This window comes from Lacrimispora sp. 210928-DFI.3.58 (assembly GCF_020554865.1).
In the GTDB taxonomy this organism is placed as follows: Bacteria; Bacillota; Clostridia; order Lachnospirales; family Lachnospiraceae; genus Enterocloster.
Window position 1 is genome coordinate 1 of record NZ_JAJCIC010000037.1, and the last position, 21,440, is coordinate 21,440.

At 50.3% G+C, this 21,440-nt stretch carries 21 protein-coding genes, 1 tRNA gene and 1 pseudogene; 14 read left to right on the forward strand and 9 right to left on the reverse strand.

Annotated elements, in window-relative coordinates; all coding sequences use genetic code 11:
- Positions 1 to 332, reverse strand: a 332-nt coding sequence (locus LIZ87_RS18130) for a hypothetical protein (RefSeq protein WP_227148727.1), incomplete at its 3' end; no start/stop codon positions are given.
- Positions 333 to 560: 228 nt separating this feature from the next.
- A tRNA-Leu gene (locus LIZ87_RS18135) sits at positions 561 to 643 on the reverse strand.
- Positions 644 to 775: 132 nt separating this feature from the next.
- On the opposite strand from LIZ87_RS18135, the gene LIZ87_RS18140 reads away from it, so the two are divergent.
- From LIZ87_RS18140 to LIZ87_RS18180, 9 genes are all read left to right on the forward strand, one after another.
- Positions 776 to 1,120, forward strand: a complete 345-nt coding sequence (locus tag LIZ87_RS18140) for an anti-sigma factor family protein (RefSeq protein ID WP_178316005.1) — start codon at positions 776 to 778, stop codon at positions 1,118 to 1,120.
- A gap of 163 nt (positions 1,121 to 1,283) precedes the next feature.
- Positions 1,284 to 4,019 carry a DNA polymerase I gene (gene polA / locus LIZ87_RS18145; RefSeq protein WP_227148728.1) on the forward strand — a complete coding sequence of 912 codons (2,736 nt, stop codon included), beginning with the start codon at positions 1,284 to 1,286 and terminating at the stop codon, positions 4,017 to 4,019.
- Between the two features lie 19 nt (positions 4,020 to 4,038).
- Complete coding sequence (gene coaE, locus LIZ87_RS18150) at positions 4,039 to 4,689, forward strand: dephospho-CoA kinase (protein ID WP_178316007.1); 651 nt, start codon at positions 4,039 to 4,041, stop codon at positions 4,687 to 4,689.
- A 10-nt stretch (positions 4,690 to 4,699) separates the two neighbouring features.
- Entirely contained in the window at positions 4,700 to 5,497 is a 798-nt protein-coding gene (locus tag LIZ87_RS18155; RefSeq protein ID WP_178316008.1) for an MBL fold metallo-hydrolase, read from the forward strand.
- Between the two features lie 138 nt (positions 5,498 to 5,635).
- Complete coding sequence (locus tag LIZ87_RS18160) at positions 5,636 to 5,908, forward strand: ACT domain-containing protein (RefSeq protein ID WP_178316009.1); 273 nt, start codon at positions 5,636 to 5,638, stop codon at positions 5,906 to 5,908.
- 43 nt (positions 5,909 to 5,951) lie between these two features.
- A complete protein-coding gene (locus LIZ87_RS18165) occupies positions 5,952 to 7,316 on the forward strand; it encodes a PFL family protein (RefSeq protein ID WP_178316010.1) in 1,365 nt (454 codons plus the stop codon).
- 28 nt (positions 7,317 to 7,344) lie between these two features.
- The gene (locus LIZ87_RS18170; RefSeq protein ID WP_178316011.1) at positions 7,345 to 7,986 is read left to right on the forward strand and encodes a histidine phosphatase family protein; all 642 of its coding nucleotides are present in this window, start codon (positions 7,345 to 7,347) and stop codon (positions 7,984 to 7,986) included.
- A gap of 18 nt (positions 7,987 to 8,004) precedes the next feature.
- A complete protein-coding gene (locus LIZ87_RS18175; RefSeq protein WP_178316012.1) occupies positions 8,005 to 8,643 on the forward strand; it encodes an HAD family hydrolase in 639 nt (212 codons plus the stop codon).
- 267 nt (positions 8,644 to 8,910) lie between these two features.
- Complete coding sequence (locus LIZ87_RS18180) at positions 8,911 to 10,131, forward strand: dicarboxylate/amino acid:cation symporter (protein ID WP_227148729.1); 1,221 nt, start codon at positions 8,911 to 8,913, stop codon at positions 10,129 to 10,131.
- Here the strand turns inward: LIZ87_RS18180 and hydE are convergent.
- From hydE to LIZ87_RS18205, 6 genes and pseudogenes are all read right to left on the reverse strand, one after another.
- Positions 10,132 to 10,653: pseudogene (gene hydE, locus LIZ87_RS18185) on the reverse strand ([FeFe] hydrogenase H-cluster radical SAM maturase HydE); the annotation flags it as partial.
- Positions 10,638 to 10,766, reverse strand: a complete 129-nt coding sequence (locus LIZ87_RS22455; protein WP_264468059.1) for a hypothetical protein — start codon at positions 10,764 to 10,766, stop codon at positions 10,638 to 10,640. The pseudogene hydE and the gene LIZ87_RS22455, both read right to left, overlap by 16 nt.
- A 20-nt stretch (positions 10,767 to 10,786) precedes the next feature.
- The gene (locus LIZ87_RS18190; protein ID WP_178313586.1) at positions 10,787 to 11,728 is read right to left on the reverse strand and encodes a serine O-acetyltransferase; all 942 of its coding nucleotides are present in this window, start codon (positions 11,726 to 11,728) and stop codon (positions 10,787 to 10,789) included.
- A gap of 354 nt (positions 11,729 to 12,082) precedes the next feature.
- On the reverse strand, positions 12,083 to 13,495 hold the full coding sequence (locus LIZ87_RS18195; protein WP_227148731.1) for a sensor histidine kinase: 1,413 nt from the start codon (positions 13,493 to 13,495) through the stop codon (positions 12,083 to 12,085).
- On the reverse strand, positions 13,492 to 14,205 hold the full coding sequence (locus LIZ87_RS18200) for a response regulator transcription factor (protein ID WP_178315228.1): 714 nt from the start codon (positions 14,203 to 14,205) through the stop codon (positions 13,492 to 13,494). Before LIZ87_RS18200 ends, LIZ87_RS18195 begins: the two co-directional genes overlap by 4 nt.
- 181 nt (positions 14,206 to 14,386) lie before the next feature.
- Positions 14,387 to 16,372, reverse strand: a complete 1,986-nt coding sequence (locus LIZ87_RS18205) for an urease accessory protein UreH domain-containing protein (RefSeq protein WP_227148732.1) — start codon at positions 16,370 to 16,372, stop codon at positions 14,387 to 14,389.
- Between the two features lie 169 nt (positions 16,373 to 16,541).
- Between LIZ87_RS18205 and LIZ87_RS18210 the strand changes: the two genes are divergently transcribed.
- The 5 genes from LIZ87_RS18210 to LIZ87_RS18230 are packed head-to-tail and all read left to right on the forward strand — an operon-like array spanning position 16,542 to position 20,652.
- Entirely contained in the window at positions 16,542 to 17,735 is a 1,194-nt protein-coding gene (locus LIZ87_RS18210; protein WP_178314309.1) for a trans-sulfuration enzyme family protein, read from the forward strand.
- A 28-nt stretch (positions 17,736 to 17,763) separates the two neighbouring features.
- Positions 17,764 to 18,606, forward strand: a complete 843-nt coding sequence (gene larE, locus LIZ87_RS18215; RefSeq protein WP_178314311.1) for an ATP-dependent sacrificial sulfur transferase LarE — start codon at positions 17,764 to 17,766, stop codon at positions 18,604 to 18,606.
- A gap of 2 nt (positions 18,607 to 18,608) precedes the next feature.
- Positions 18,609 to 19,229, forward strand: coding sequence for a peptidase C39 (locus LIZ87_RS18220; protein ID WP_227148733.1), 621 nt, complete (start codon positions 18,609 to 18,611; stop codon positions 19,227 to 19,229).
- 33 nt (positions 19,230 to 19,262) lie between these two features.
- Positions 19,263 to 20,420: an ATP-binding protein gene (locus tag LIZ87_RS18225; protein WP_227148734.1), complete on the forward strand. Its 1,158-nt coding sequence runs from the start codon at positions 19,263 to 19,265 to the stop codon at positions 20,418 to 20,420.
- A 4-nt stretch (positions 20,421 to 20,424) separates the two neighbouring features.
- Positions 20,425 to 20,652, forward strand: coding sequence for an RDAC family protein (locus tag LIZ87_RS18230; protein ID WP_178314317.1), 228 nt, complete (start codon positions 20,425 to 20,427; stop codon positions 20,650 to 20,652).
- A 92-nt stretch (positions 20,653 to 20,744) separates the two neighbouring features.
- Here LIZ87_RS18230 and LIZ87_RS18235 read toward each other — a convergent pair whose 3' ends face one another.
- Positions 20,745 to 21,176 (reverse strand): RrF2 family transcriptional regulator, encoded by a 432-nt coding sequence (locus LIZ87_RS18235; protein WP_178314319.1) that lies wholly within the window; start codon positions 21,174 to 21,176, stop codon positions 20,745 to 20,747.
- Positions 21,177 to 21,440: the final 264 nt, after the last annotated feature.

Genomic DNA, 21,440 nt, shown 5'->3' on the forward strand with positions numbered 1-21,440 from the left:
TCCATAGAGTCCATAGCGGAAGCAAGCTTGGAATCCATAACAGAGGTAAGTTTGGTCTCCATAGAGTCCATAGCGGAAGCAAGCTTGGAATCCATAACAGAGGTAAGTTTGGCCTCCATAGAGTCCATAGCGGAAGCAAGCTTGGAATCCATAACAGAGGTAAGTTCTGTTTTCATAGAGTCCATAGCGGAAGCAAGTCTGGAATCCATAACAGAGGTAAGTTCTGTTTTCATAGAGTCCATAGCGGAAGTAAGCTTGGAATCCATCGCAACGGACAATTTGGAATCAATCAGTTCGGCAATGGCCTGCAGATCATCTCTTGTTAATGCCATAATATCACATCCTTTCTTATGGCTTGACAGTAAATTAAATACATTTTACCACATCAAAAATGTAAAGTCTATGAAATTGTCAAGGTAGGATGTCTGGGTTTCATTTATGGGAGCAGGGAACTTAAGGGAAAGAAAACGCAGATGAAAAATATAGAATTATAAAGAAAAATCCTGGAAATACAGCAACAAATATGCTATTTCCAGGATCCTTCCCTGCCAAGGGTGTAATGCCGGCAGCGGGACTTGAACCCGCACGCGGTTACCCGCAACAGATTTTGAGTCTGCATCGTCTGCCATTCCGACACGCCGGCGTTTGTTACAACGATGATTATTTTATCATAGGATAGTGACTTTGGCAAGTATTTTTTTACATTGAAAAAGAGGCGCTTTTATTGTATGATGGTAGGAGATTTGATTAAAATGATAGACAGGAGGTGCTGGCTGTGACCTGCAGGGAGGCGGAGCGTCTGGTGATGCCTTATATCAATGGGAGCATTACAGATGAGGAGCTGGAGGGCTTTTTGGAGCATATTGAGACCTGTGAGAATTGCAGGGAGGAGCTGGAAATCTATTTTACGGTGGATGTAGGCATCCGGCAGCTGGATCAGGGCACCGGTACCTATAATATCAAAGGAGCTCTGGAGACGGCTCTTGCGCTGTCACGTCAGAGGATACATACCCTGCATCTGCTCCAGACAGCGCGCTATGCGGTGAATACCTTGTGCTTTTGGTCTGTGCTCATGATTCTTATCATCCAGTTCAGAATGTGGGGGCAGAACGGGTTTTAGCAGGGTTTTACAGTGATTTTCAGACTCGTTCAGAAGGAAGCCTACATGCGCCCGGCAGCGGACGCGCCACCATACCATGAAATCCCGGCGGGCGCATTTGGCATACCTGAATACATGCCGCCTATCCGGCGGCAGGATTTTCATAGTAAGAAAGGCAGACAGAATGGACAAATTAGTTTTGATCGATGGACACAGCATATTAAACCGTGCATTTTACGGAGTGCCGGACCTGACAAATTCCGAGGGCCTGCACACCAACGCAGTGTACGGTTTTTTGAATATCATGTTCAAGATACTGGAGGAGGAAAAGGCAGACCATCTGGCAGTGGCTTTTGATCTGCCCAAGCCCACCTTCCGCCACATAAAATACGATGCCTACAAGGGCACGCGCAAGCCCATGCCCCAGGAGCTCCATGAGCAGGTTCCGCTCATGATGGAGGTGCTTCAGGCGATGGAGGTGCCTATCCTTACGCTGGAGGGATATGAGGCGGATGATATCCTGGGAACCGTGGCAAAGCGGTGCCAGGCAGCCGGCACAGAGGTTTCCATTGTATCCGGAGACAGGGATCTGCTCCAGCTGGCAGACATGCATATCAAGATCAGGATCCCTAAGACAAGCAGAGGCACAACAGAGATCTATGATTATTACCCGGATGATGTAAAAAAGGAGTATCAGGTAACCCCAACAGAATTTATTGATGTAAAGGCTCTCATGGGAGATTCCTCGGACAATATCCCAGGAGTGCCCTCCATTGGAGAAAAGACGGCAACCAATATCATCGTGTCCTATGGCAGTATTGAAAATGCATACGCCCATGTAAGCGAGATCAAGCCTCCCAGGGCGCAGAAGGCATTGGCAGAGCATTATGACATGGCCCAAATGAGCAAGGAGCTGGCGACCATCTGTATTGACTGTCCTGTGGAATTCGCCTATGAGGATGCAAAGATCGGAAATCTGTACACGCCGACAGCCTTCCAGTATATGAAGCGTTTGGGCTTTAAGTCTATTTTGAGCAGGTTTGACGCTTCTGCCATGGACAATGAGAAGGAAGAAAAGGTGGAGGAGCATTTCCGCGTCATTACAGAGAAAAGGGAGGTCTCAAAGCTGTGGAAGAGGGCGGAGGCTGCCGGAATTTTGGGACTGTCCCTGATCACGGGAACGGAAAAGGGCCTCTGTGAGGAACCAGAACAGCTTTCCTTCCATTTTGAAGAAGCGGAGGAGAAAATCTCCTTAGACCCGATCGCAGGCCTTGCAGTGGCTTTTGGGGAGGAGGACATCTACTGTATCCGGGCAGGAAAGGAGATACCGGGGGAAAGCCTGCTTGCAGAGGCAAGGAAGCTTTGCAGTGTGAAAAAAGGACAGCCGGAGGCAAAGGAAGTATGGGTGCTTGATCTAAAATCTCTGCTTTCATTCCTGGAGACCGGAGATGATGCCAATATATATGATGGCGGCGTGGCAGCCTATCTGTTAAATCCCTTAAAGGATTCCTACAGTTATGACGAGCTTGCCAGAGATTACCTGGGACTGGCCTTCCCCTCCCAGACAGAGCTGCTGGGAAAGGAACAGCTGGGAGACGCCCTTCTGCGGGGGGAGGAGAAGGCCTCTGCCTGCGCCTGCTATATGGCCTATACTGCATGGAAGACATCGGAGATCCTAAAAAAGCAGCTTCAGGCTACGGAGATGGAACGCCTTTATGAGGAGATTGAAATGCCGCTGATCTACAGCCTCCATCATATGGAAAAGGAAGGCGTTAAGGTAGAGCGTGGAGAGCTTGTGGCCTATGGCAACAGGCTGAAGGTGGGAATTGATGCCCTTGAAAAGGAGATCTACCAGGAAACAGGAAAGGAATTTAACATCAATTCCCCGAAGCAGCTGGGAGAGATCCTCTTTGGAGAGATGAAGCTGCCTGGCGGGAAGAAGACAAAAACAGGGTATTCCACTGCTGCGGACGTGCTGGAGAAGCTGGCTCCGGAGCATCCGGTGGTACAGAAGATCCTGGATTACAGACAGCTCACAAAGCTGAATTCCACCTATGCAGAGGGCCTGGCGGCCTTTATCGGCGAGGATGGAAGGATACACGGCAAATTCAACCAGACCATAACGGCCACAGGGCGCATCAGCAGCACAGAGCCCAACCTTCAGAATATTCCGGTGAGGATGGAGCTGGGAAGGGAGATAAGAAAGGTTTTTGTGCCAAAGGAGGGCTGCGTGTTTGTGGATGCGGACTACTCCCAGATCGAGCTGCGCATCCTGGCCCATATGTCGGGAGATGAACGGCTGATCGAGGCCTACCGTTCCTCCCAGGATGTTCACGCTACAACGGCGTCCCAGGTGTTCCATGTGCCCTTAGAGGAGGTAACGCCCCTTCAGAGGCGGAATGCAAAGGCGGTGAACTTTGGCATTGTGTACGGTATCAGCGCCTTCGGCCTCAGTGAGGACTTAAGTATTTCCAGGAAGGAAGCCTTGGAATATATCAATCGGTATTTTGAGACCTATCCAAAGGTAAAGGAATTCCTGGACAGTCTGGTAAGTCAGGGCAAGGAAATGGGCTATGTATCCACTCTGTACGGCAGGCGCAGGCCCATCCCGGAGTTTAAATCCTCTAATTTCATGCAGCGCCAGTTCGGAGAGCGGGTGGCGATGAATTCGCCGATCCAGGGAACAGCGGCGGATATCATGAAGATCGCCATGATCGCAGTGGACAGGGAGCTGAAAAGGCGGAATTTAAAATCCAGGATCGTGCTCCAGATACACGATGAGCTGCTGATCGAGACAGCAGCGGATGAGGTGGAGGAGGTAAAGGCCCTTCTCACGGACAAGATGAAGCATGCCGCCGATTTAAAGGTCTCCCTGGAGGTGGATGCCCAGGTGGGAAATTCTTGGTTTGATGCCAAATAGAGAAAAGAGGAGAAACAAGATGGAACAGATTCCTTTTATCCTGGGCCTTACAGGCGGCGTGGGAGCCGGAAAGAGCACTGTGCTGGATATCCTGAAGGAGGATTTCGGCTTTTATGTGATCCAGGCAGACCAGACCGCAAAGGAGCTTATGGAGCCCGGAATGGCAGGATATGAGGCAGTATGCCGGTATCTGGGTCCTGATATATTAGATGGGGACGGAAGGATCAACCGTCCCCTTATGGCGGAGATCATATTCGGAGACAGGCAGAAGCGGGAGGAAGTGGACCGTCTGACCCATCCTCTGACCTGGAAGCGGGTGATGGAGGATGCACATGCCCACAGGGATCAGCCCGTAGTGATCGAAGCAGCCATTCCTTCAAAAGAATTTCGTGACAAGTGTGACGAAATGTGGTATCTTTATACATCGAGGGAGAACCGTGCGAAAAGGCTTAAGGCCAGCCGGGGATATTCTGATGAAAAGATCAGAAATATCATGGAAAGCCAAGCAGATGAGGACACCTTCCGAAGATTTTCGGACGCAGTGATCGACAATAATGGGACAGCCCAGGAGACAAAGGCCCAGATCACACTTCTTTTACAGACAGATCTATTACAGACAAATGGCAGGCGGCCAGATACATCCGCTGATAAAAACAAGACAAAGGATTGACACATATATCATGAGAATGGTTAGCATTGCAAGCGGGAGCAGCGGAAACTGCATTTACATAGGCTCCGATGATACCCATATCCTGGTGGATGCCGGTATCAGCAACAAACGGATCGAACAGGGATTAAATGAGATCGGCTTAAAGGGAAGTGAGTTAAGCGGCATCTTGATCACCCATGAGCACTCAGACCACATCAAGGGCTTGGGGGTTCTGGCCAGAAAGCATCATATTCCCATTTACGGCACCCAGGAAACATTAGAGGAGATCGCAGGCACAGGCAGTCTGGGAAAATTTGATACAGGGCTTCTCACACCGGTGAGGCCGGACGTGGACTTTTTTGTGGGTGACTTAAGAGTAAAACCCTTCCGCATTGACCATGACGCTGTAAATCCGGTAGCCTACCGTGTGCAGAGGGGAGAAAAGTCGGTGGCAGTGGCAACGGACATGGGGCATTTTGACCAGTATATCATCGAACATCTCCAGGGACTGGATGCTGTGCTGCTGGAATCCAACCACGATGTGAGAATGCTGGAAACAGGGCCGTATCCGTACTATTTAAAACGCAGGATCCTGGGAGATCACGGTCATCTGTCCAATGAAACAGCGGGCCGCCTGTTAAACTGCATTCTTCATGACAAACTGAAAAAGATATTTTTAGGCCATCTGAGCAAGGAAAATAATTACGAGGAGCTTGCATACGAGACTGTCAGACTGGAGATCGATGAGGGGGACAGCCCCTACGGAGCGTCCGATTTTTCCATTTCCGTGGCAGGAAGGGACAGGATGAGCGAGATCGTTTACGTGTAGGAAAACCTTTATGCGCCCGACTGGCGGACGCGCCACCGCACCAAAAAGTCTGGCGGGCGCATTGGTCATACATGAATACATGCCGCTACTTGGCGGCGGAACTTTTATACTAAGAACTGGAAGAGGAGAATGAAACGTATGAGCAAGGCAATTATTACGGTAGTAGGAAAAGACACAGTGGGAATTATTGCAAAGGTTTGTACCTATCTGGCAGAGAACCACATCAATATTCTGGATATCTCCCAGACCATTGTCCAGGATTATTTTAACATGATGATGATCGTGGATATCAGCGGCACAGATAAGCCCTTTGGACAGGTATCAGACGACCTGGAACAGGTGGGAGAAGGCATTGGCGTAAAGGTAAAGATCCAGAGAGAAGAAATTTTTACAAAAATGCACCGTATCTGATGAAAGCGCGACAGCGGATGACGAAGGAAGGGACTTGAGCAGCATGATTAATATATATGAAGTAAATGAGACAAACAACATGATCGAGCATGAGAAGCTGGACGTGCGCACCATCACCATGGGTATCAGCCTGCTGGACTGCGCAGACAGCGATCTGGATGCCCTCAATGAAAAAATATACAAGAAGATCACGACTCTTGCAAAGGATCTGGTTGCCACAGGAAAAGACATTGAGAGAGACTTTGGGATCCCCATTGTCAATAAGCGCATTTCCGTTACTCCGATCGCTCTGGTAGGCGGAGCTGCCTGCAGGACGCCGGAGGACTTTGTGACCATTGCAAAGACCCTGGACCGGGCGGGTAAGGAGGTAGGAGTCAACTTTATCGGCGGCTATTCTGCCCTGGTGAGCAAGGGAATGACCACAGCAGATAAGAACCTGATCCTGTCCATTCCCCAGGCCCTGGCAGAGACGGACTGCGTGTGCAGCTCCGTCAATGTGGGCTCCACCAAAACAGGCCTCAATATGGACGCAGTAGAGCTGATGGGCCGTATTGTGACAGCCACGGCAGAGTCTACAAAGGACAGAGATTCCCTGGGCTGCGCAAAGCTGGTGGTATTCTGCAATGCGCCGGATGATAATCCCTTTATGGCAGGCGCCTTCCACGGCGTGACGGAGGCAGACGCGATCATCAATGTGGGCGTCAGCGGCCCCGGCGTAGTAAAAGTTGCTCTGGAGAAGGCAAGAGAGGCGAATTTTGAGGTCCTCTGTGAGACCATCAAGAAGACAGCCTTTAAGATCACCCGTGTGGGACAGCTGGTGGCTCAGGAGGCCTCCAAGCGTTTGGGCATTCCCTTTGGCATTATTGACCTCTCTCTGGCTCCCACCCCTGCAGTAGGTGACAGCGTGGCGGAGATCCTGGAGGAGATCGGCTTAGAGCGCGTAGGCGCACCAGGCACAACGGCAGCCCTTGCCATGTTAAATGACCAGGTAAAAAAGGGCGGAGTGATGGCATCCTCCTATGTGGGCGGCCTTAGCGGCGCATTCATCCCTGTCAGCGAGGATCAGGGCATGATCGACGCTGTGAGCCTGGGAGCCCTTACCATTGAAAAGCTGGAGGCTATGACCTGTGTCTGCTCTGTGGGACTTGATATGATCGCCATTCCCGGAGATACGCCTTCCAGTACCATCGCCGGCATCATTGCAGACGAGGCAGCCATTGGAATGGTGAACCAGAAGACCACGGCAGTGCGTCTGATCCCTGTGATCGGAAAAGGTGTGGGAGATACCGCAGAATTTGGAGGCCTTTTAGGCTATGCGCCCATTATCCCGGTGAATACCTTTTCCTGTGAGAAGTTTGTCACAAGAGGCGGCAGGATCCCTGCACCGATCCACAGCTTTAAGAATTAAGCTGCAGGGCAAAAGGCGGGAGAGACATATGAGGCTATATCTGATACGCCACGGGCGGCAATGCAGCCGCCTGTGCAATGTAAATGTGGATCTGAGCGAGGAGGGTTACCGCCAGGCAGCTCTGGTGGGGGAAAGGCTTTTCCGTCAGAATATACAGGCGGTGTATTCCAGCGACCTTCTGCGGGCAGTGGAGACGGCCCAGGCTGCCAATCTTTACTGGAATGTGGAGCATATGGTGCGCCCTGAGCTGCGGGAGATCTCCTTTGGGGACATGGAGGGCCTGACGGATGAGGAGATCGCCAGGCGTTTCGCAGACTTTAAGGCAGAGCAGAGCCGGATGGAAGAGGACATCCCCTATCCAGGCGGAGAGTGCGCCGGGGATGTGATAAGGCGTGCAGAGCCTGTGTTTATGGAGATGGCAGCTAGCGGCTTTGAGCGTGTTGCCGTTGTTACTCATGGAGGCGTCATCCGTGCCATGACAGCCCATTATCTGGGGATTCCTCCGGCAAAGTGGCGGCTTTTGGGAAAGGACCTGGAGAACTGCAGTATTACAGAGTTATTATGGAATGAAAAGCAGAAGCGTTTTACAGTGGAGCGTTTCAATGATTACGCCCATCTGGAGCCATATCCTGAGCTGCTTAGAAGGAGCTGGACAAACGCTTCCAATTAGGAGCAGGGAGTTTAGGGAATGAGAAAAGGTATTATATTTGATGTAGACGGGACATTGTGGGATGCAGGAGTTCAGGTGGCAGAAGCCTGGAACTTTGTGCTCAGGGAGAAATATCCTCAGGTGGATAAGATCATTTCATCCAAGGAGATCTACGCCAATATGGGTAAGACCATGAAGGAATTTGGAGATACGCTGTTTCCTTTCCTGCCACCGGATCTGCGGGGAAAGGTGCTGGATGACTGCATGGATTACGAAAACCGGTATTTGGAGGACCATCCGGGGCTTCTGTATCCGGAGGTGAGAGAGGTCCTGCGCCAGCTGAACTGGCAGTATGATCTGTTTATTGTCAGCAACTGTCAGAGAGGCTATATCGAGATGCTGATGAGAGCCTGCGGCATTCAGGAATATATCCGCGATATCGAATGCTTCGGCAACACCGGCCTGTCCAAAGGGGACAATATCCGCATGGTGATCGACCGCAACCATTTGGATGAGTGCTTTTACGTGGGAGATACGGCCATGGACGGTCAGGCGGCTGCCTTTGCAGGGATTCCCTTTGTCTTTGCCTCCTATGGATTTGGGAGGGCGGACGAGGCCGTGGGGACGATCAATTCCTTTGCAGATCTGCTGAGTCTGGCAAAGAAGCTTTTGGGATAGATCAGCGGAGCCGGGAATATTAGTTGCAAAACATATTATCATAGTAGGAAAGTGATTGACAATTGGGAATCATATGAGTATAATTACACATGAAAAGGCAAGATATGCCGGAATGTGAGTTAAGGCTGTGTGCCTGTGCCACAGGAAGAGCAGTATCATGGGAAAGAGCCCGTCTTCTGACATAGAAGGCGGGTTTTGTTGCTTCATCAGGAAACTTTTCTATAGTTTTCCGTGAAACAACAGAATAACAAAGGAGGGATATGCTGTATGAAAAAGACAAAGAAAAAACCGTTTCCGATTACACTAGTGATTTTGGCAGGCCTGATTCTGGGAATCCTGTTTGGGCTGTTCATGCCTGGTCGGTATGAGTGGGCACTGCCGTGGATCGAACTGGCAGGGGGGATTTATATGAATGCTCTTCGAATGATGATCTTCCCGTTGGTATTCTGCTCATTGGTAGTAGGTATCCAGGGGATCGGCAGCGTGTCGGCTACAGGAAGGATAGGAGGCCAGTCCCTTCTGTATTTTACAGCTACTACGCTGTTTGCCAGTCTGCTGGGGCTGTTTCTGCCAAAAATGCTGGGCCTTGGCAGGGGAGTAGTGATCGAGATGTCAGAGGTTGCTGTGGAAGCCACGCCATTTACCAGCCTTTTTGACACGGTAAGGGACCTGATCCCGGCCAATCCGGCAGCAGCCTTTGCGGAGGGTAATATGCTCCAGGTGCTGGTCTTTGCGATCATAATGGGTACGGCATGCCTGTCCTTGGGAAAGAAGGCGGAGCCCTTTGTAAGGCTTGCGGAAGCGGTAAATGATATTTCCATCCGTATTGTATCCGTAGTCATGTATTTTACCCCTATTGGCGTATTCTGCTCCATTGCGGCGGTAATCTATGCCAATGGGATCGAGACAGTGGCTGCACTGGGGGCAGTGCTTGCTGCCCTGTATGTAACAATGTTCCTGTATATCCTGCTTATCTATGGTGGCATTGTGAAGGTGATCGGAAAATGTAGTGTGGGAACATTTTTCGCCGAGGTAATGCCGGCTGCCCTTAACGCCTTTGGTACCTGCTCCAGCTCTGCGACTCTGCCCATCAGCAAACAATGTGCAGACAAGCTGGGGGTGCCCAACGAAATCTCAGCTTTTGCCCTGCCTCTGGGAGCCACCATCAACATGGATGCTGTCTCCATTGTCATGTCATTCATGATCGTGTTCTTTGCCAATGCCTGCGGCTCAGAGATCAGCTTTGGGCTGTTAGCCATCGTGTTGCTTAGTAATACGCTCTTAAGCATAGGGACTCCCGGAGTGCCGGGAGGAGCCATTGCTTCCTTTGCAGCACTGGCATCCATAGCAGGCCTTCCGATGGGGATCATGGGCGTATATATCAGTATTAATACCCTCTGTGATATGGGAGCGACCTGCTGCAATGTCCTGGGGGATCTGGCCTGCTCCGTTGCCATGAAGAGAACCATAAAACACAGCAGCAGATAGCTACTGCAGGGCATCGCCCCGTTCCACTGCCAGCCTGCAGCCGACTGAAGCCACTCTTCTTCCCATACAGCCGATGCATTGAGCGGCTTCATCACCAGTACAGATCTTGTTGTCGTACAGTTCATACTGCTTCCTATTCTTCGCAGGAGACAGATTGGGCATTACGACATTGGCCCCGGCCATAAGGCCCTTTTCACGTCCGATCGGGTCCAGCGTTCCCAGTGCTGTTGTAGCAGGGAGAAGTACCTTGGGAAGCAGGATCCGTATGATGGACAAGAGGTACAAGGTCTGCTCTACGCTGCCAGGCTGCTCTGCGGCAAAGGGGGTATCGTGGTGGGGGATAAAGGGGCCGATCCCCACCATCTGTGGCTTAAGCTCCTGTAAAAAAAGCATGTCCTCGGCCAGCTCCCTGGTGGTCTGTCCCGGAGAGCCTACCATGAATCCGGCTCCCACCTGATATCCCAGCTCTTTCAGATCATACAGGCACTGCTTGCGCGCAGAGAGGCTCATCGGATATTCATGGCCTCGTGGGACAGCTGACAGACAGCAGCGGAATCCCGCTGCTGCTCCAATAATTCGATCCATTCCTCTTTTGACAGCTCCTGGCTCTGCAGGAAGCGTTCCATAATGTTCATCCATTCCTCCACATTTTTTGTTATATTTCATAGCACCAGCATTCATCCTGTAAATGTGAGCTTCCCTTTTTTAGCTGCAGCTCCTGGTTTTTGACACTTACACGTGTATTGGCGGAGATGGAGGAGGTGATAAAGGTGTTGCCTCCGATCACTGTATTGCGCCCGATCACAGTTTGTCCTCCCAGGATGGATGCGCCGGAATAAATGGTGACATTGTCCTCTATAGTGGGATGGCGTTTGACGCTTTTGAGCTTCTGTCCGCCGTTTGTGGACAGTGCGCCCAAAGTGACACCCTGGTAGACCTTGACGTGCTCGCCGATCATGGTGGTCTCGCCCACTACGATTCCCGTTCCATGGTCAATGAAGAAGTATTTTCCAATGGAGGCGCCGGGATGGATGTCGATCCCTGTGAGGCTGTGGGCATGCTCTGTCATAGCTCTGGGGATCAGAGGGACAGAGAGCAAAAACAGTTCATGGGCCATCCTGTATATGGTGATGGCGAACATTCCGGGATAGGAGAGTATGATCTCCTCTTTGCTGTCCGCAGCCGGGTCCCCGTCAAAGGCCGCCTGGAGGTCGGTTTCTAAATATTCGCGTATGGATGGTATCTTCCTTAAAAATGCAATGGTGATATTCTCTGCTTCCGTCTGGATCGCAGCATCGTCGCTGGCCTTGTGCCTGGGGCTGTATTTCAGCACCTTGGCGATCTCCTTGTTTAAATGGTAGGTCACATCTTCGATCAGCATGGACAGCTGGCTGGTGGCATTGTAAATGCGGTAGGATTTGTCGCGGTAGTAGCCGGGGAACATGATGCGGATCAGTTTGTTGATAATGCCGATGATGACCTCCTTGTCTGGCTGATTAAAAAAGTCGTTCATCTTGTCAATATCACGATTTTTGGTATAATCCTTCAGAATGTCTGACACTAATTCCTGTACTTCCAATTTCAACGCTTTTTCCATTTGCTCCCTCATTTCCGGCTGCTGCTTCTCCAGGGCAGCGGGACAGCCTGTTTGATTTTTGTTTTCAAAATAAAAAGACGGAAAGCACAATGCTTTCCGTATATCTCACCTATTGTATGCAGTTCTCCTGAAGCCGGACTGCCATTATAGTGCTATGGAATAAAAGAGCCTTTTGGGAAAGCGGTCGTTTGAAATTTTGCACAACAGAAAAGGGACATATGTCTACACATGCCCGTACAACAACAGCAGTTCTGTTCTGCAGAATAGCGAACTTCAGTCAACAGCTTTCTTTCCTCCATCATTCCTATAAAATTAATAGGATAATACTATGGAAAACACAATTTGTCAATAGGTTTATTTATTGATCTCCCTCGGAAGAGAAAGGAAAAACCTGCTTCCCTTTCCCTCCTCGCTCTCAGCCCATATTTTTCCTCCGTGGGCAAGGACGATGGATTTTGCTATTGCCAGCCCGATACCGGCTCCGCCGGTTTTTCTCGTGCGGGAGGAGTCTGTCCGGTAAAAGCGCTCAAAGACAAAGGGCAGTTCCTCTTTGGAAATGCCGGTGCCCTGGTCCTCCACTGTGAGAAGCACATGGCTGTGGGAGGTCTCCAGCTTTATAAAGATATGTCCGTCTTCATTGGAATATTTAACAGCATTGGAGAGGAGATTAAAGACGACCTGGTGGAGCCGCTTTTCATTTCCCGGAACAGGCACAGGGACATCGCCGGATGTACAGCATATGCTGCAGGTCAGGCGCTTTTTCAGAAGCTCCGGCTCAAAGGCCCCCCGTACGGCCCGGACCAGCTTGAAAAGGTCCACAGGCTCCTTGTCAAAGATCAGATTTTCCCCCTCTATCTGTCTCATCTTTTCCAGATCTGTGACGATTCCGGATATGCGCATGAGTTCATCATAGCAGCCCTGGAGGCGTTTCTCTGTTGGTTCCCAGACACCCTCCAGGATCGCCTCCAGATGGGAGGATACGTTTGCCAGGGGCGTCCTGAGCTCATGGGCCATATCTGTGGTAAGCCGCCTGCGGAGCCTTTCCTGGTTTTCCAGTGAGGTCTCCATCTGGCTTAAGGACTGTATCAGCTCCTGCAGCTCTCTTGAACCGGCGCGGCATTCAAAGCCCATGCCGTAATTTCCCTCCGATATCTTCCTGGCAAGCTCCGTTGCCTTTGCAATCGGGCGTGTGATTCGTTTGGCAAAAAGAGTTCCGGCCGCAACAGCGCCTGCAAGGGAGAGAATGCCGGTGATGAGCAGAATCTGATTTAAGGAGTCTATAAACAGAAAATCATTTTCATTGAAATAATAAGGGCTGTAATAGCTTATATCCGCATAGCCGATCAGGGTTCCCATTTTCTTAAGTTCATAGCGGAAGGTCACAAAGTTTCCCTTCGTTTCCGGCTTTTCCTCCTCCATCCGCAGGGAGATCCTGTTCATGATCTGATGGCAGAGGGTCATATCATGATTCTGTGCATCCCAGATCACCTGTTCCTCCTTATCATAGAGTGTAAGGATATAGCCGTCCTCTAAGGCATACATTCCAAAGCCGTGGATGTAGTCCAGGTTCCACTCTCCCGTATAGGTATTATACTGGTCGCCTAATCCTGCTGCAAGATTGTCGGAAAAGGCCTTTTGCTGCGCCTCCACATATTTTTCAAAACGGCGGTTGATCATAAGGTTGGCAGTCAGGCTGATGAGGCCGATGGTAACAAAGACGATCAGCGAAAAGCCTAATGAGAGCTGTGTCCTAAGGGTATGTTTCAAGATGGTTCGCCTCCAAATTTATAACCGACTCCGTGGACTGTCTGGATATAGACAGGCCTTTTGGGGTCATCCTCGATCTTCTTGCGGAGGTTCTTGATATGGGTGTCGATGACCCTGTCATAGCCGTCGAAATCTTCGTGAAAGGCATCACGGATGAATTCCTCCCTGGTAAAGATCTTTTTTGGATATTTCAGAAAGCAGGAGAGGATATTCCATTCAATGGGGGTAAGAGACACGGCAGTTCCGCGCTTTTTTACGGTCCTATGCTCCAGATCCGCTGTGAGATCGCCGCCGTTCCACTGAAACCTCTCGGCCAGAGGCTTCAAGTCCCCGGCAGACCTTCGGGAGATGGCTTCCATCCGGGCGTACAGCTCCTTTAAGCTGAAAGGCTTTGTCATATAGTCGTCAGCGCCTATATGAAGGCCGTTCAGCATATCCTCCTCCATGGTTTTGGCTGTGAGCATAATAACAGGTACTCTGGATTTCTGGCGGATAAGAGAGCAGAGCTCTTCACCTGAGAGATCAGGCAGCATCAGATCCAGAATCAGGAAGCTGACCTGCGCTCGGTCAAACAGCTCCAGGGCTTCCTTTCCTGTTGCGGCAGTCAGGACGTGAAAACCTTTTTTTTCGAGATAGGAGGAGACGACCTCACGCAGCATCTCCTCATCATCAACAACCAGGATCGTGGTATTTTGGTCCAAGTTTATCATATATAAAACCTACCTTTGATGTGGGTATTTCTACGGATGTTACTATGATAAACGCAGAAGGAAGGATTGTCAACCAGCCGCCTTCAGAAGTTCCCGTATTTTGCACCGCATCCAGAGAGAAAGCCCAGGACCGCTTCACGGACTGCCTGAACGTATGTCAGGAATGATTTTCAAACATACGTTAGGAGCAGCAGCTTCTCTTTGGGACTTCAAAAACGGACTCAGGATAGATCATGGTCTCATACCCGCTGACCTCCTGTCTGACAGCGGCCTCATCCCAATCATTGATGTCATCTACCACCTTGACATAAGCATAAAAGCGGTGGTCTCCCGTGGAGACATCAAAGCTGTCCTGTGGATAGAGAGAGAGGAAATTTTCACCAGGAGAGAGATTCAGCCTGGAGGAGTAGGCCGGAGCCAGGAGCACAGAGGAGGCCGTCGCATCAGAGGAGAAATCAATCTCCCATATCAGGGGCAGGCCTGCTTGAGCCACAATGACTGCCGGACTGAAGCCGTCTTCTGTCAGTTCTATGCGGACTGTCTGGATGTCTTCTCCATTTTCATCCACAGAAGCCTCTGCAACAGCAAACTGATCAGAGGGTATCTGGTAACCGGACGGAACAGGAATATCGGCAGTCTGATCATTGGGAGCCTCTGACGGGGCAGCATCTCCGTCTACCACAAAGATGCTGCCCCGTATCATTCCCATCCAGCAGGAGTATTGCTGGGTGCCTGTCTGTGTTGGAGTGAAGGTGATCACATTTTCCCCTTCTATAAATTCGTGGGTAATGCCGTAGGAGGGGAGGATCATCTTGTAGTTGCAGCCGTTAATGCTTTTGGCGGGGGCGTTGATCACCCATTTTACAGGAATCCCCGCCTGCACGGTGATATCTGGGTATCTGCCGGGGGTAAGGGTACTGGTTATGATCTGAGTACCGTCCACAAGTTCCGGATCCTCCGCTTCCAGCGAGGCTGCCCCTGAGCCTGCTGCCGGGGAAACATATCTGGAAATCAGGCAGCCCGAACCCACAAGGAGCAGAAGGGCAGCCAGAGTGATCTCTCTGCGCAGGGAGCTCTCAAAGGGAAGGCTTGCGATCACGCCAAGGATGGTAAGCATGGCAATCAATACCAGCAAAAGCTTGGGAGAGAAAAGGCCTGAAAGGCTGGCACCCTGGGAGAGCATGGAAAGACCAAGGACGATCACAAAAAGCGCTCCGATGTCCATCAGCTGTCTGGTGTATTTTCTGCCCAAAAGTGATACAATGGACCCAAGTCCCAGCATAAGAGGTACGGTTCCAAGGCTGAACATGAGCATGGAAAGGGCACCTGTAAGAGGGCTGCCGGAGGCCAGTGCCAGGATCTGCATGGACTGCAGGGGACCGCAGGGCATGAGGCCGTTTAATATGCCGATAATGAAGGGCCGTTTTTCCTTCAGCTTCTTTGTTCCGATCACAGCGGCGAGAGGCCCGGGTATTCTCAGGCTGAACCGTCGGAGCCAGGGAAACAGGTTCAGCATGGTAAGGCCCATAATGACCATGAAAATGCCTGCGATGAATTTTAAGATGCCCTGGAACAGAATGGGAAGGCCGTTTCCTAAGCCCCCTCTGATCGTCATCCCTGCAGCTCCCAGGAGAAAGCCGATCAGGGTGTAAGAAATCACACGGCCCAGGTTATAGAGAAAGGCCGGACAGAGGGAAGAAAGCGAGCTTTCCTGGCTGCTTGTGTTGGCGTGTGGAATACATTGGGAAAGATTGATGCCTCCGCACATGGCGATGCAGTGGACGGAAGTAATGAGTCCGATGAGAAAAAGCATTCCATAGCCCATCCGGCTGTCTGCCAGCTGGCCGGGGGCAAGGCGGTTCAGCACACCGGATTCCTCAAGCAGGGCATAGAGAAACAGGATCATAACGGAGAAACGCAGGGTGCGGCGGATATCTGCAAAAGAAGATCGTCCCTTTAAAATTTTATAATCCAGTCCTTCAATGACAGCGATGATCTCATCCAGGGTAATAGATGCCGGATCATAGATGATATCTGCGGTGCCTTTATTATAGCTCACTTGCACCTTATGAATACCGGCAGTATGAGTCAAGGCCTTCTGTATTTTCGTTTGGCAGTTGATACAGGTCATTCCACCAATGGAGAGCTGCTTTTTGATCAATTCCATTATGAATCACTCCTTGTTCTTTTTCCGGACAGGATACCAGAAAAATTTGTGGATTTTATGTGGAATACTCATTTTACAAAAATTAAACATATTAACCACATTGACAAAATAGGTTTAAGGCGGTAGAGTATAGGGAAAGATTTGAAAAAGAGAAATGAGGGTAGACGATATGACAAAACGGACTTACGGAAATGAATACGGCTTTCAGACAAGGGCAGTACATACGGGAAATGATGTGGACGGGGAGACCGGTGCGATCAAGAGGCCCATCACGATGGCAAACAGCTATGAGCTGCCCTATGATCCCACTGCCATGAACTGGTCAAGTGCAGCCGGGAATCTCTATACCCGCAACGGAGGCTCTAACCAGAAGTATTTGCAGGAAAAGATTGCATCCTTAGAGGGCGGAGAGGACTGCATCGTGCTTTCAAGCGGGGTGGCAGCTCTTTCAGGCCTGTTTTTTGCCCTTTTAGAAAGCGGGGATCATGTAATCTTTTCCAGCGTGACATACATTGCCGTTTACCGGCTGCTTCATGAACTGCTTAACAATAAATTCCATGTAGAGACCACGATTGTAGATACCTCTGATCTGGAGGCAGTGAGAAAGGCTGTGCGTCCGAACACGAAGCTGATCCACATAGAAACGCCAGGAAATCCTACGCTGACGGTTTCGGACATCCGCGCCATTGCAGAGATTGCCCATGAAAATGGAGTGCTGCTGTCAGTGGACAATACCTTTGCCTCCCCTTTTAACCAGAGACCTATTGAGCTTGGAGCGGACTTTTCCATTGAAAGCCTGACAAAGTACATTAACGGCCATGGTGATGCCATGGGAGGCTCTATTACAGGAAAAAAGGAATATCTCGACATTATACGGGCACAGTCCCAGATCAATCTGGGCGGCACCATCAGTCCCTTTAATGCATGGCTGATCATGAGGGGAAGCGTGACCCTGCCACTGCGTATGCGCCAGCACAATGAAAATGCCCTGGCAGCAGCAAAATGGCTTGAGGCCCAGCCCTGCGTCAGCTTTGTGGCCTATCCGGGGCTTCCCGGAAGCGATGGGTACGAGACAGCCTTGAGCCAGATGGCTCCTGGCTTCGGAGGAGTGCTCTCCTTTGGATTGAAGGCAGACCATGATACTCATAACCGCTTTGTCAGCCAGCTTAAGGTCATCACCTCTGCAGTGTCCCTTGGCCATGATGAGAGCCTGATCGTATTTCTGGGAGAGGAGGATGAAAGGCAGTACCTGTACCCGGAGAAGTTCCACAACGGTTTTTTCCGCTTTTCCGTAGGAATTGAGGATATCGAGGACATTATTGGAGATCTGCGCCAGGCGATGGAGAAAACCGGGCTTTTATAGCCTGTGAGCGAAAGGGATGGTAAAGCATATGAAGACAATCAGGGAAAAGTATCAGACATTGAAGGAATATCTATCCGGCCTTCAAAGCGTGGCTGTAGCCTTTTCTGGAGGCGTGGATTCCACCTTTCTTTTGAAGGCTGCATCGGAAGCATTGGGGGAGAAGGTCATCGCAGTGACAGCCAGCTCCTGCTCCTTCCCGGAGAGGGAATTAAAAGAGGCAAGGACCTTTTGCGAGCAGAATGGAATCACGCATATCGTCTGCAGGTCGGAGGAGCTGGATATAGAGGGCTTTCGCCAGAACCCCGTAAACCGCTGCTATCTCTGCAAGCATGAGCTCTTTGAGAAAATATGGGAGATCGCCAGGGAGAGAGGCATCCGGGCAGTGGCAGAGGGCTCCAATCTGGATGACAACGGAGACTACCGTCCGGGTCTTATAGCGGTGAAGGAGCTGGGAGTGAAAAGCCCCCTGAGGGAAGCAGGCCTTAACAAGGAGGAAATCCGCCTGCTGTCAAAGGAACTGGGCCTTCCCACATGGAATAAGCAGTCCTTTGCCTGCCTTTCCTCCCGTTTTGTCTATGGGGAGACCATAAGTGAAGAGAAGCTGGGCATGGTAGATAAGGCAGAGCAGCTGCTTTTGGACATGGGCTTTCATCAGATCCGGGTGCGCATCCATGATAAGCTGGCCCGCATTGAGGTCAGGCCGGAAGATATTGAGGAATTGGTGAAGGAAGAAAACCGAGGGAAAATATACCAGGTGCTGAAGGAGCTGGGCTTTGCCTATGTGACGCTGGATCTGGGCGGCTACCGTACAGGCAGCATGAATGAGACATTAGATATTACCAAAAAACAGGAACCAACAGGGGGAAAATAGGTATGAAGAATCCGCTTCGCTATCAGATGTCAGAATATGACTGCGGACCCACCTCCATGCTGAACGGGATCAGCTACCTCTTTGAGAGAGAAGAGATCCCTCCGGAGGTGATCCGCAATATTATGCTGTACTGCCTGGACTGCTATAATGCGGAGGGAGTGCCGGGCAAATGCGGGACCTCCATGGCAGCCATGATGTTCCTCAGCAACTGGCTGTGCGGTTTTGGAAAGATCGGAAGGCTGAACATTTCCAGCCAGTACCTGTCTGGAAAAAGCGTATTTCTCGGACAGGAAAGCAGGATCAATGACGCCCTGAGGCGCCGTGGAGTGGCTGTGGTGCGTCTGTATTACGAGGTGGAGCATTATGTGCTTCTGACAGGAGAGCAGGATGGAGTCCTACTGATGTTCGATCCCTATTACTGGGAGGAGTCTTATGAGGAGGCAGATATCCGCATTGTAAAGGATCATCCCTGTTCCTATAACAGGATCGTACCTGCGTCTTATTTTAACCGGGAGTCCAAGGAAACCTATTCCCTGGGGCCATATGAGGGGCGTGAGGCAGTGCTGCTCTTTAATGAGAAGACGAAGATGACCCCGGAAAGGACCATCGAATATTTTATTTAATTCACAGAAAAAGAGGAAAGGATCAGTTGTTTTATGAATGAAGGCTGTTTGGAGATCACATGGCAGGATCTTGAGGAGCTTCAGGAGGGAGATTATCAGCTGGTGGATATCCGAGGCGCGTTTTCAGCGGCTTATGGCGTGATCCCAGAGGCTGTGAACATTCCCCAGGAGGAGCTTTCGGAGCGCGTTCAGGAGCTGCCGGAGGATAAGAAGCTTATTCTCTACTGTACCCGGGGAATGTTCAGCCGTGATGCGGCAGAAGAGCTGCGTGACATGGGCTATGACGCATACAGTCTGGAGGGAGGCTATAATGGCTGGCTTTTGGCTGGTATGAAGAAAACAGAAGATGGGCAGACCAGGGCAGAGAAGGCTCAAAAGAGTATACAGAAGCGTTTCCGCAGGGAACTGCTTTCCAAATTTGCCCGAGCCGTCAGGGAGTATGAGCTGATCCGGGCAGGAGACAGGATCGCAGTCTGTATCTCCGGCGGCAAGGACTCCATGCTGATGGCAAAGCTGTTTGAGGAGCTGAAGAGCCATGATAAAATACCTTTTGAGCTGGTCTTTCTTGTGATGGATCCGGGGTACAGCGAGGCCAACCGTCTGGTAATTGAGAACAATGCCAGGCTGCTAAATATCCCTGTTACAATATTTGAATCAGATATCTTCGAGGCGGTCTATGATGTGGAGAAGTCTCCCTGTTACCTGTGCGCCCGCATGAGGAGGGGACATCTCTACAGCAAGGCGAAGGAGCTGGGGTGCAATAAGATCGCCCTGGGACACCACTATGATGACGTGATCGAGACGATTCTTATGGGAATGCTGTACGGCGGTCAGATACAGACCATGATGCCAAAGCTTCACAGCACCAACTTTGAAGGGATGGAGCTGATCCGCCCTATGTACCTGATACGGGAGGAGGATATCAAAAAATGGCGGGACTACAATGAGCTTACGTTTATCCAATGTGCATGCCGTTTTACCGATACCTGTACCACCTGCCGTCCTGATGGAAGCGGAATTTCAAAGCGGATGGAAGTCAAGCAGCTGATCGCTGAGATGAAGAAGGTCAATCCCTTTGTGGAGGGGAATATTTTTAAAAGCGTGGAAAATGTGAACCTAGATACCGTTATTGAATATAAGAAGCAGGGAAAGCGCTATCATTTTTTGGAACAATACGAAGAGAGGAGGTAGAAAAATGACAGTTATCAGCCTGACAGAGGCGGCAAAGCTGAAAGCGGTTTTGAAAGACAACTTCTCCGTACAGCTGCATTTTCATGACAGCTGCGGAGGCCAGTATTTTTCGCTGGATGAACCGGCAGAGGAGAGCCTTAGGCAGTGGATCGCGGATTATGCAGAGGAAAAGCGGCTGCGGGCAGTATTTACGGAGGACCGCTGCGGATTCTATCTGGTAAAGGACAGATGATGCTTCTTATGCGGCCATAAGCCGTGTTACAAGAAAAAACTGGCAGGGCAGTCTGTGTATCAGGCTGTCCTGCCAGTTTTTAAAGCCACTTCTCAAATAACATAGTCATCACCTGGCCGCTCTGTGTGCATCAGGTCTGCCAGTGTAATGCTGTCCAGATAGTCATTAATGAGCTTGTCCAGTCCCTGCCACATGGGCAGTGTCCTGCAGCCGGACATTCTGGGACAGGGCTTTTGACCATTATCAAGACAGGATACCGGGGCCAGAGAGAGCTCAGTCACCCGCAGGATGCTTCCCACTGTATACTGCTCGGGAGCCTTTGTCAGCTTGTAGCCGCCTCCCTTGCCCCGCAGGCCGGTGAGCAGCCTGCTGCGCACAAGCATTTTTAGGATCCCCTCCAGGTACTTTTCGGATATTTCCTGGCGCGCGGCTGTTTCCTTTAAGGGAACATAGCCCTCCGATTGGTGTTCTGCCAGATCTATCATAATACGCAGGGCATAGCGCCCCTTTGTTGAAACCAGCATGCTTTTTCCTCCTGTTGTCTTATTAAACCTATTATACAATAATAGAAATAGGGAAATCAACTTAAAATAATATGTAAATTTTATAAAAGACCATTGACAATTCTTTTAAAAAGGCATATAATCCCTATAAACATACTTAAAAGGTAGGTAATAAAATGAGGAGATATAGAAAAGGTTTCCGATGTTGGCCCTGGATGGAAAACAGAGGAACACAATGACAATGTTATTATAATAATAAAAATATGGATAATGGAGGATAATATT

Excerpts from the sequence above, each read along its gene's own strand:
- polA (WP_227148728.1), top strand. The coding sequence starts at position 1,284 with ATGGACAAATTAGTTTTGATCGATGGACACAGCATATTAAACCGTGCA.
- coaE (WP_178316007.1), top strand. The coding sequence starts at position 4,039 with ATGGAACAGATTCCTTTTATCCTGGGCCTTACAGGCGGCGTGGGAGCC.
- LIZ87_RS18155 (WP_178316008.1), top strand. The coding sequence starts at position 4,700 with ATGAGAATGGTTAGCATTGCAAGCGGGAGCAGCGGAAACTGCATTTAC.
- LIZ87_RS18160 (WP_178316009.1), top strand. The coding sequence starts at position 5,636 with ATGAGCAAGGCAATTATTACGGTAGTAGGAAAAGACACAGTGGGAATT.
- LIZ87_RS18165 (WP_178316010.1), top strand. The coding sequence starts at position 5,952 with ATGATTAATATATATGAAGTAAATGAGACAAACAACATGATCGAGCAT.
- LIZ87_RS18170 (WP_178316011.1), top strand. The coding sequence starts at position 7,345 with ATGAGGCTATATCTGATACGCCACGGGCGGCAATGCAGCCGCCTGTGC.
- LIZ87_RS18175 (WP_178316012.1), top strand. The coding sequence starts at position 8,005 with ATGAGAAAAGGTATTATATTTGATGTAGACGGGACATTGTGGGATGCA.
- LIZ87_RS18180 (WP_227148729.1), top strand. The coding sequence starts at position 8,911 with ATGAAAAAGACAAAGAAAAAACCGTTTCCGATTACACTAGTGATTTTG.
- LIZ87_RS22455 (WP_264468059.1), bottom strand. The coding sequence starts at position 10,766 with ATGAACATTATGGAACGCTTCCTGCAGAGCCAGGAGCTGTCAAAAGAG.
- LIZ87_RS18190 (WP_178313586.1), bottom strand. The coding sequence starts at position 11,728 with ATGGAAAAAGCGTTGAAATTGGAAGTACAGGAATTAGTGTCAGACATT.
- LIZ87_RS18200 (WP_178315228.1), bottom strand. The coding sequence starts at position 14,205 with ATGATAAACTTGGACCAAAATACCACGATCCTGGTTGTTGATGATGAG.
- LIZ87_RS18205 (WP_227148732.1), bottom strand. The coding sequence starts at position 16,372 with ATGGAATTGATCAAAAAGCAGCTCTCCATTGGTGGAATGACCTGTATC.
- LIZ87_RS18210 (WP_178314309.1), top strand. The coding sequence starts at position 16,542 with ATGACAAAACGGACTTACGGAAATGAATACGGCTTTCAGACAAGGGCA.
- larE (WP_178314311.1), top strand. The coding sequence starts at position 17,764 with ATGAAGACAATCAGGGAAAAGTATCAGACATTGAAGGAATATCTATCC.
- LIZ87_RS18220 (WP_227148733.1), top strand. The coding sequence starts at position 18,609 with ATGAAGAATCCGCTTCGCTATCAGATGTCAGAATATGACTGCGGACCC.
- LIZ87_RS18225 (WP_227148734.1), top strand. The coding sequence starts at position 19,263 with ATGAATGAAGGCTGTTTGGAGATCACATGGCAGGATCTTGAGGAGCTT.
- LIZ87_RS18230 (WP_178314317.1), top strand. The coding sequence starts at position 20,425 with ATGACAGTTATCAGCCTGACAGAGGCGGCAAAGCTGAAAGCGGTTTTG.
- LIZ87_RS18235 (WP_178314319.1), bottom strand. The coding sequence starts at position 21,176 with ATGCTGGTTTCAACAAAGGGGCGCTATGCCCTGCGTATTATGATAGAT.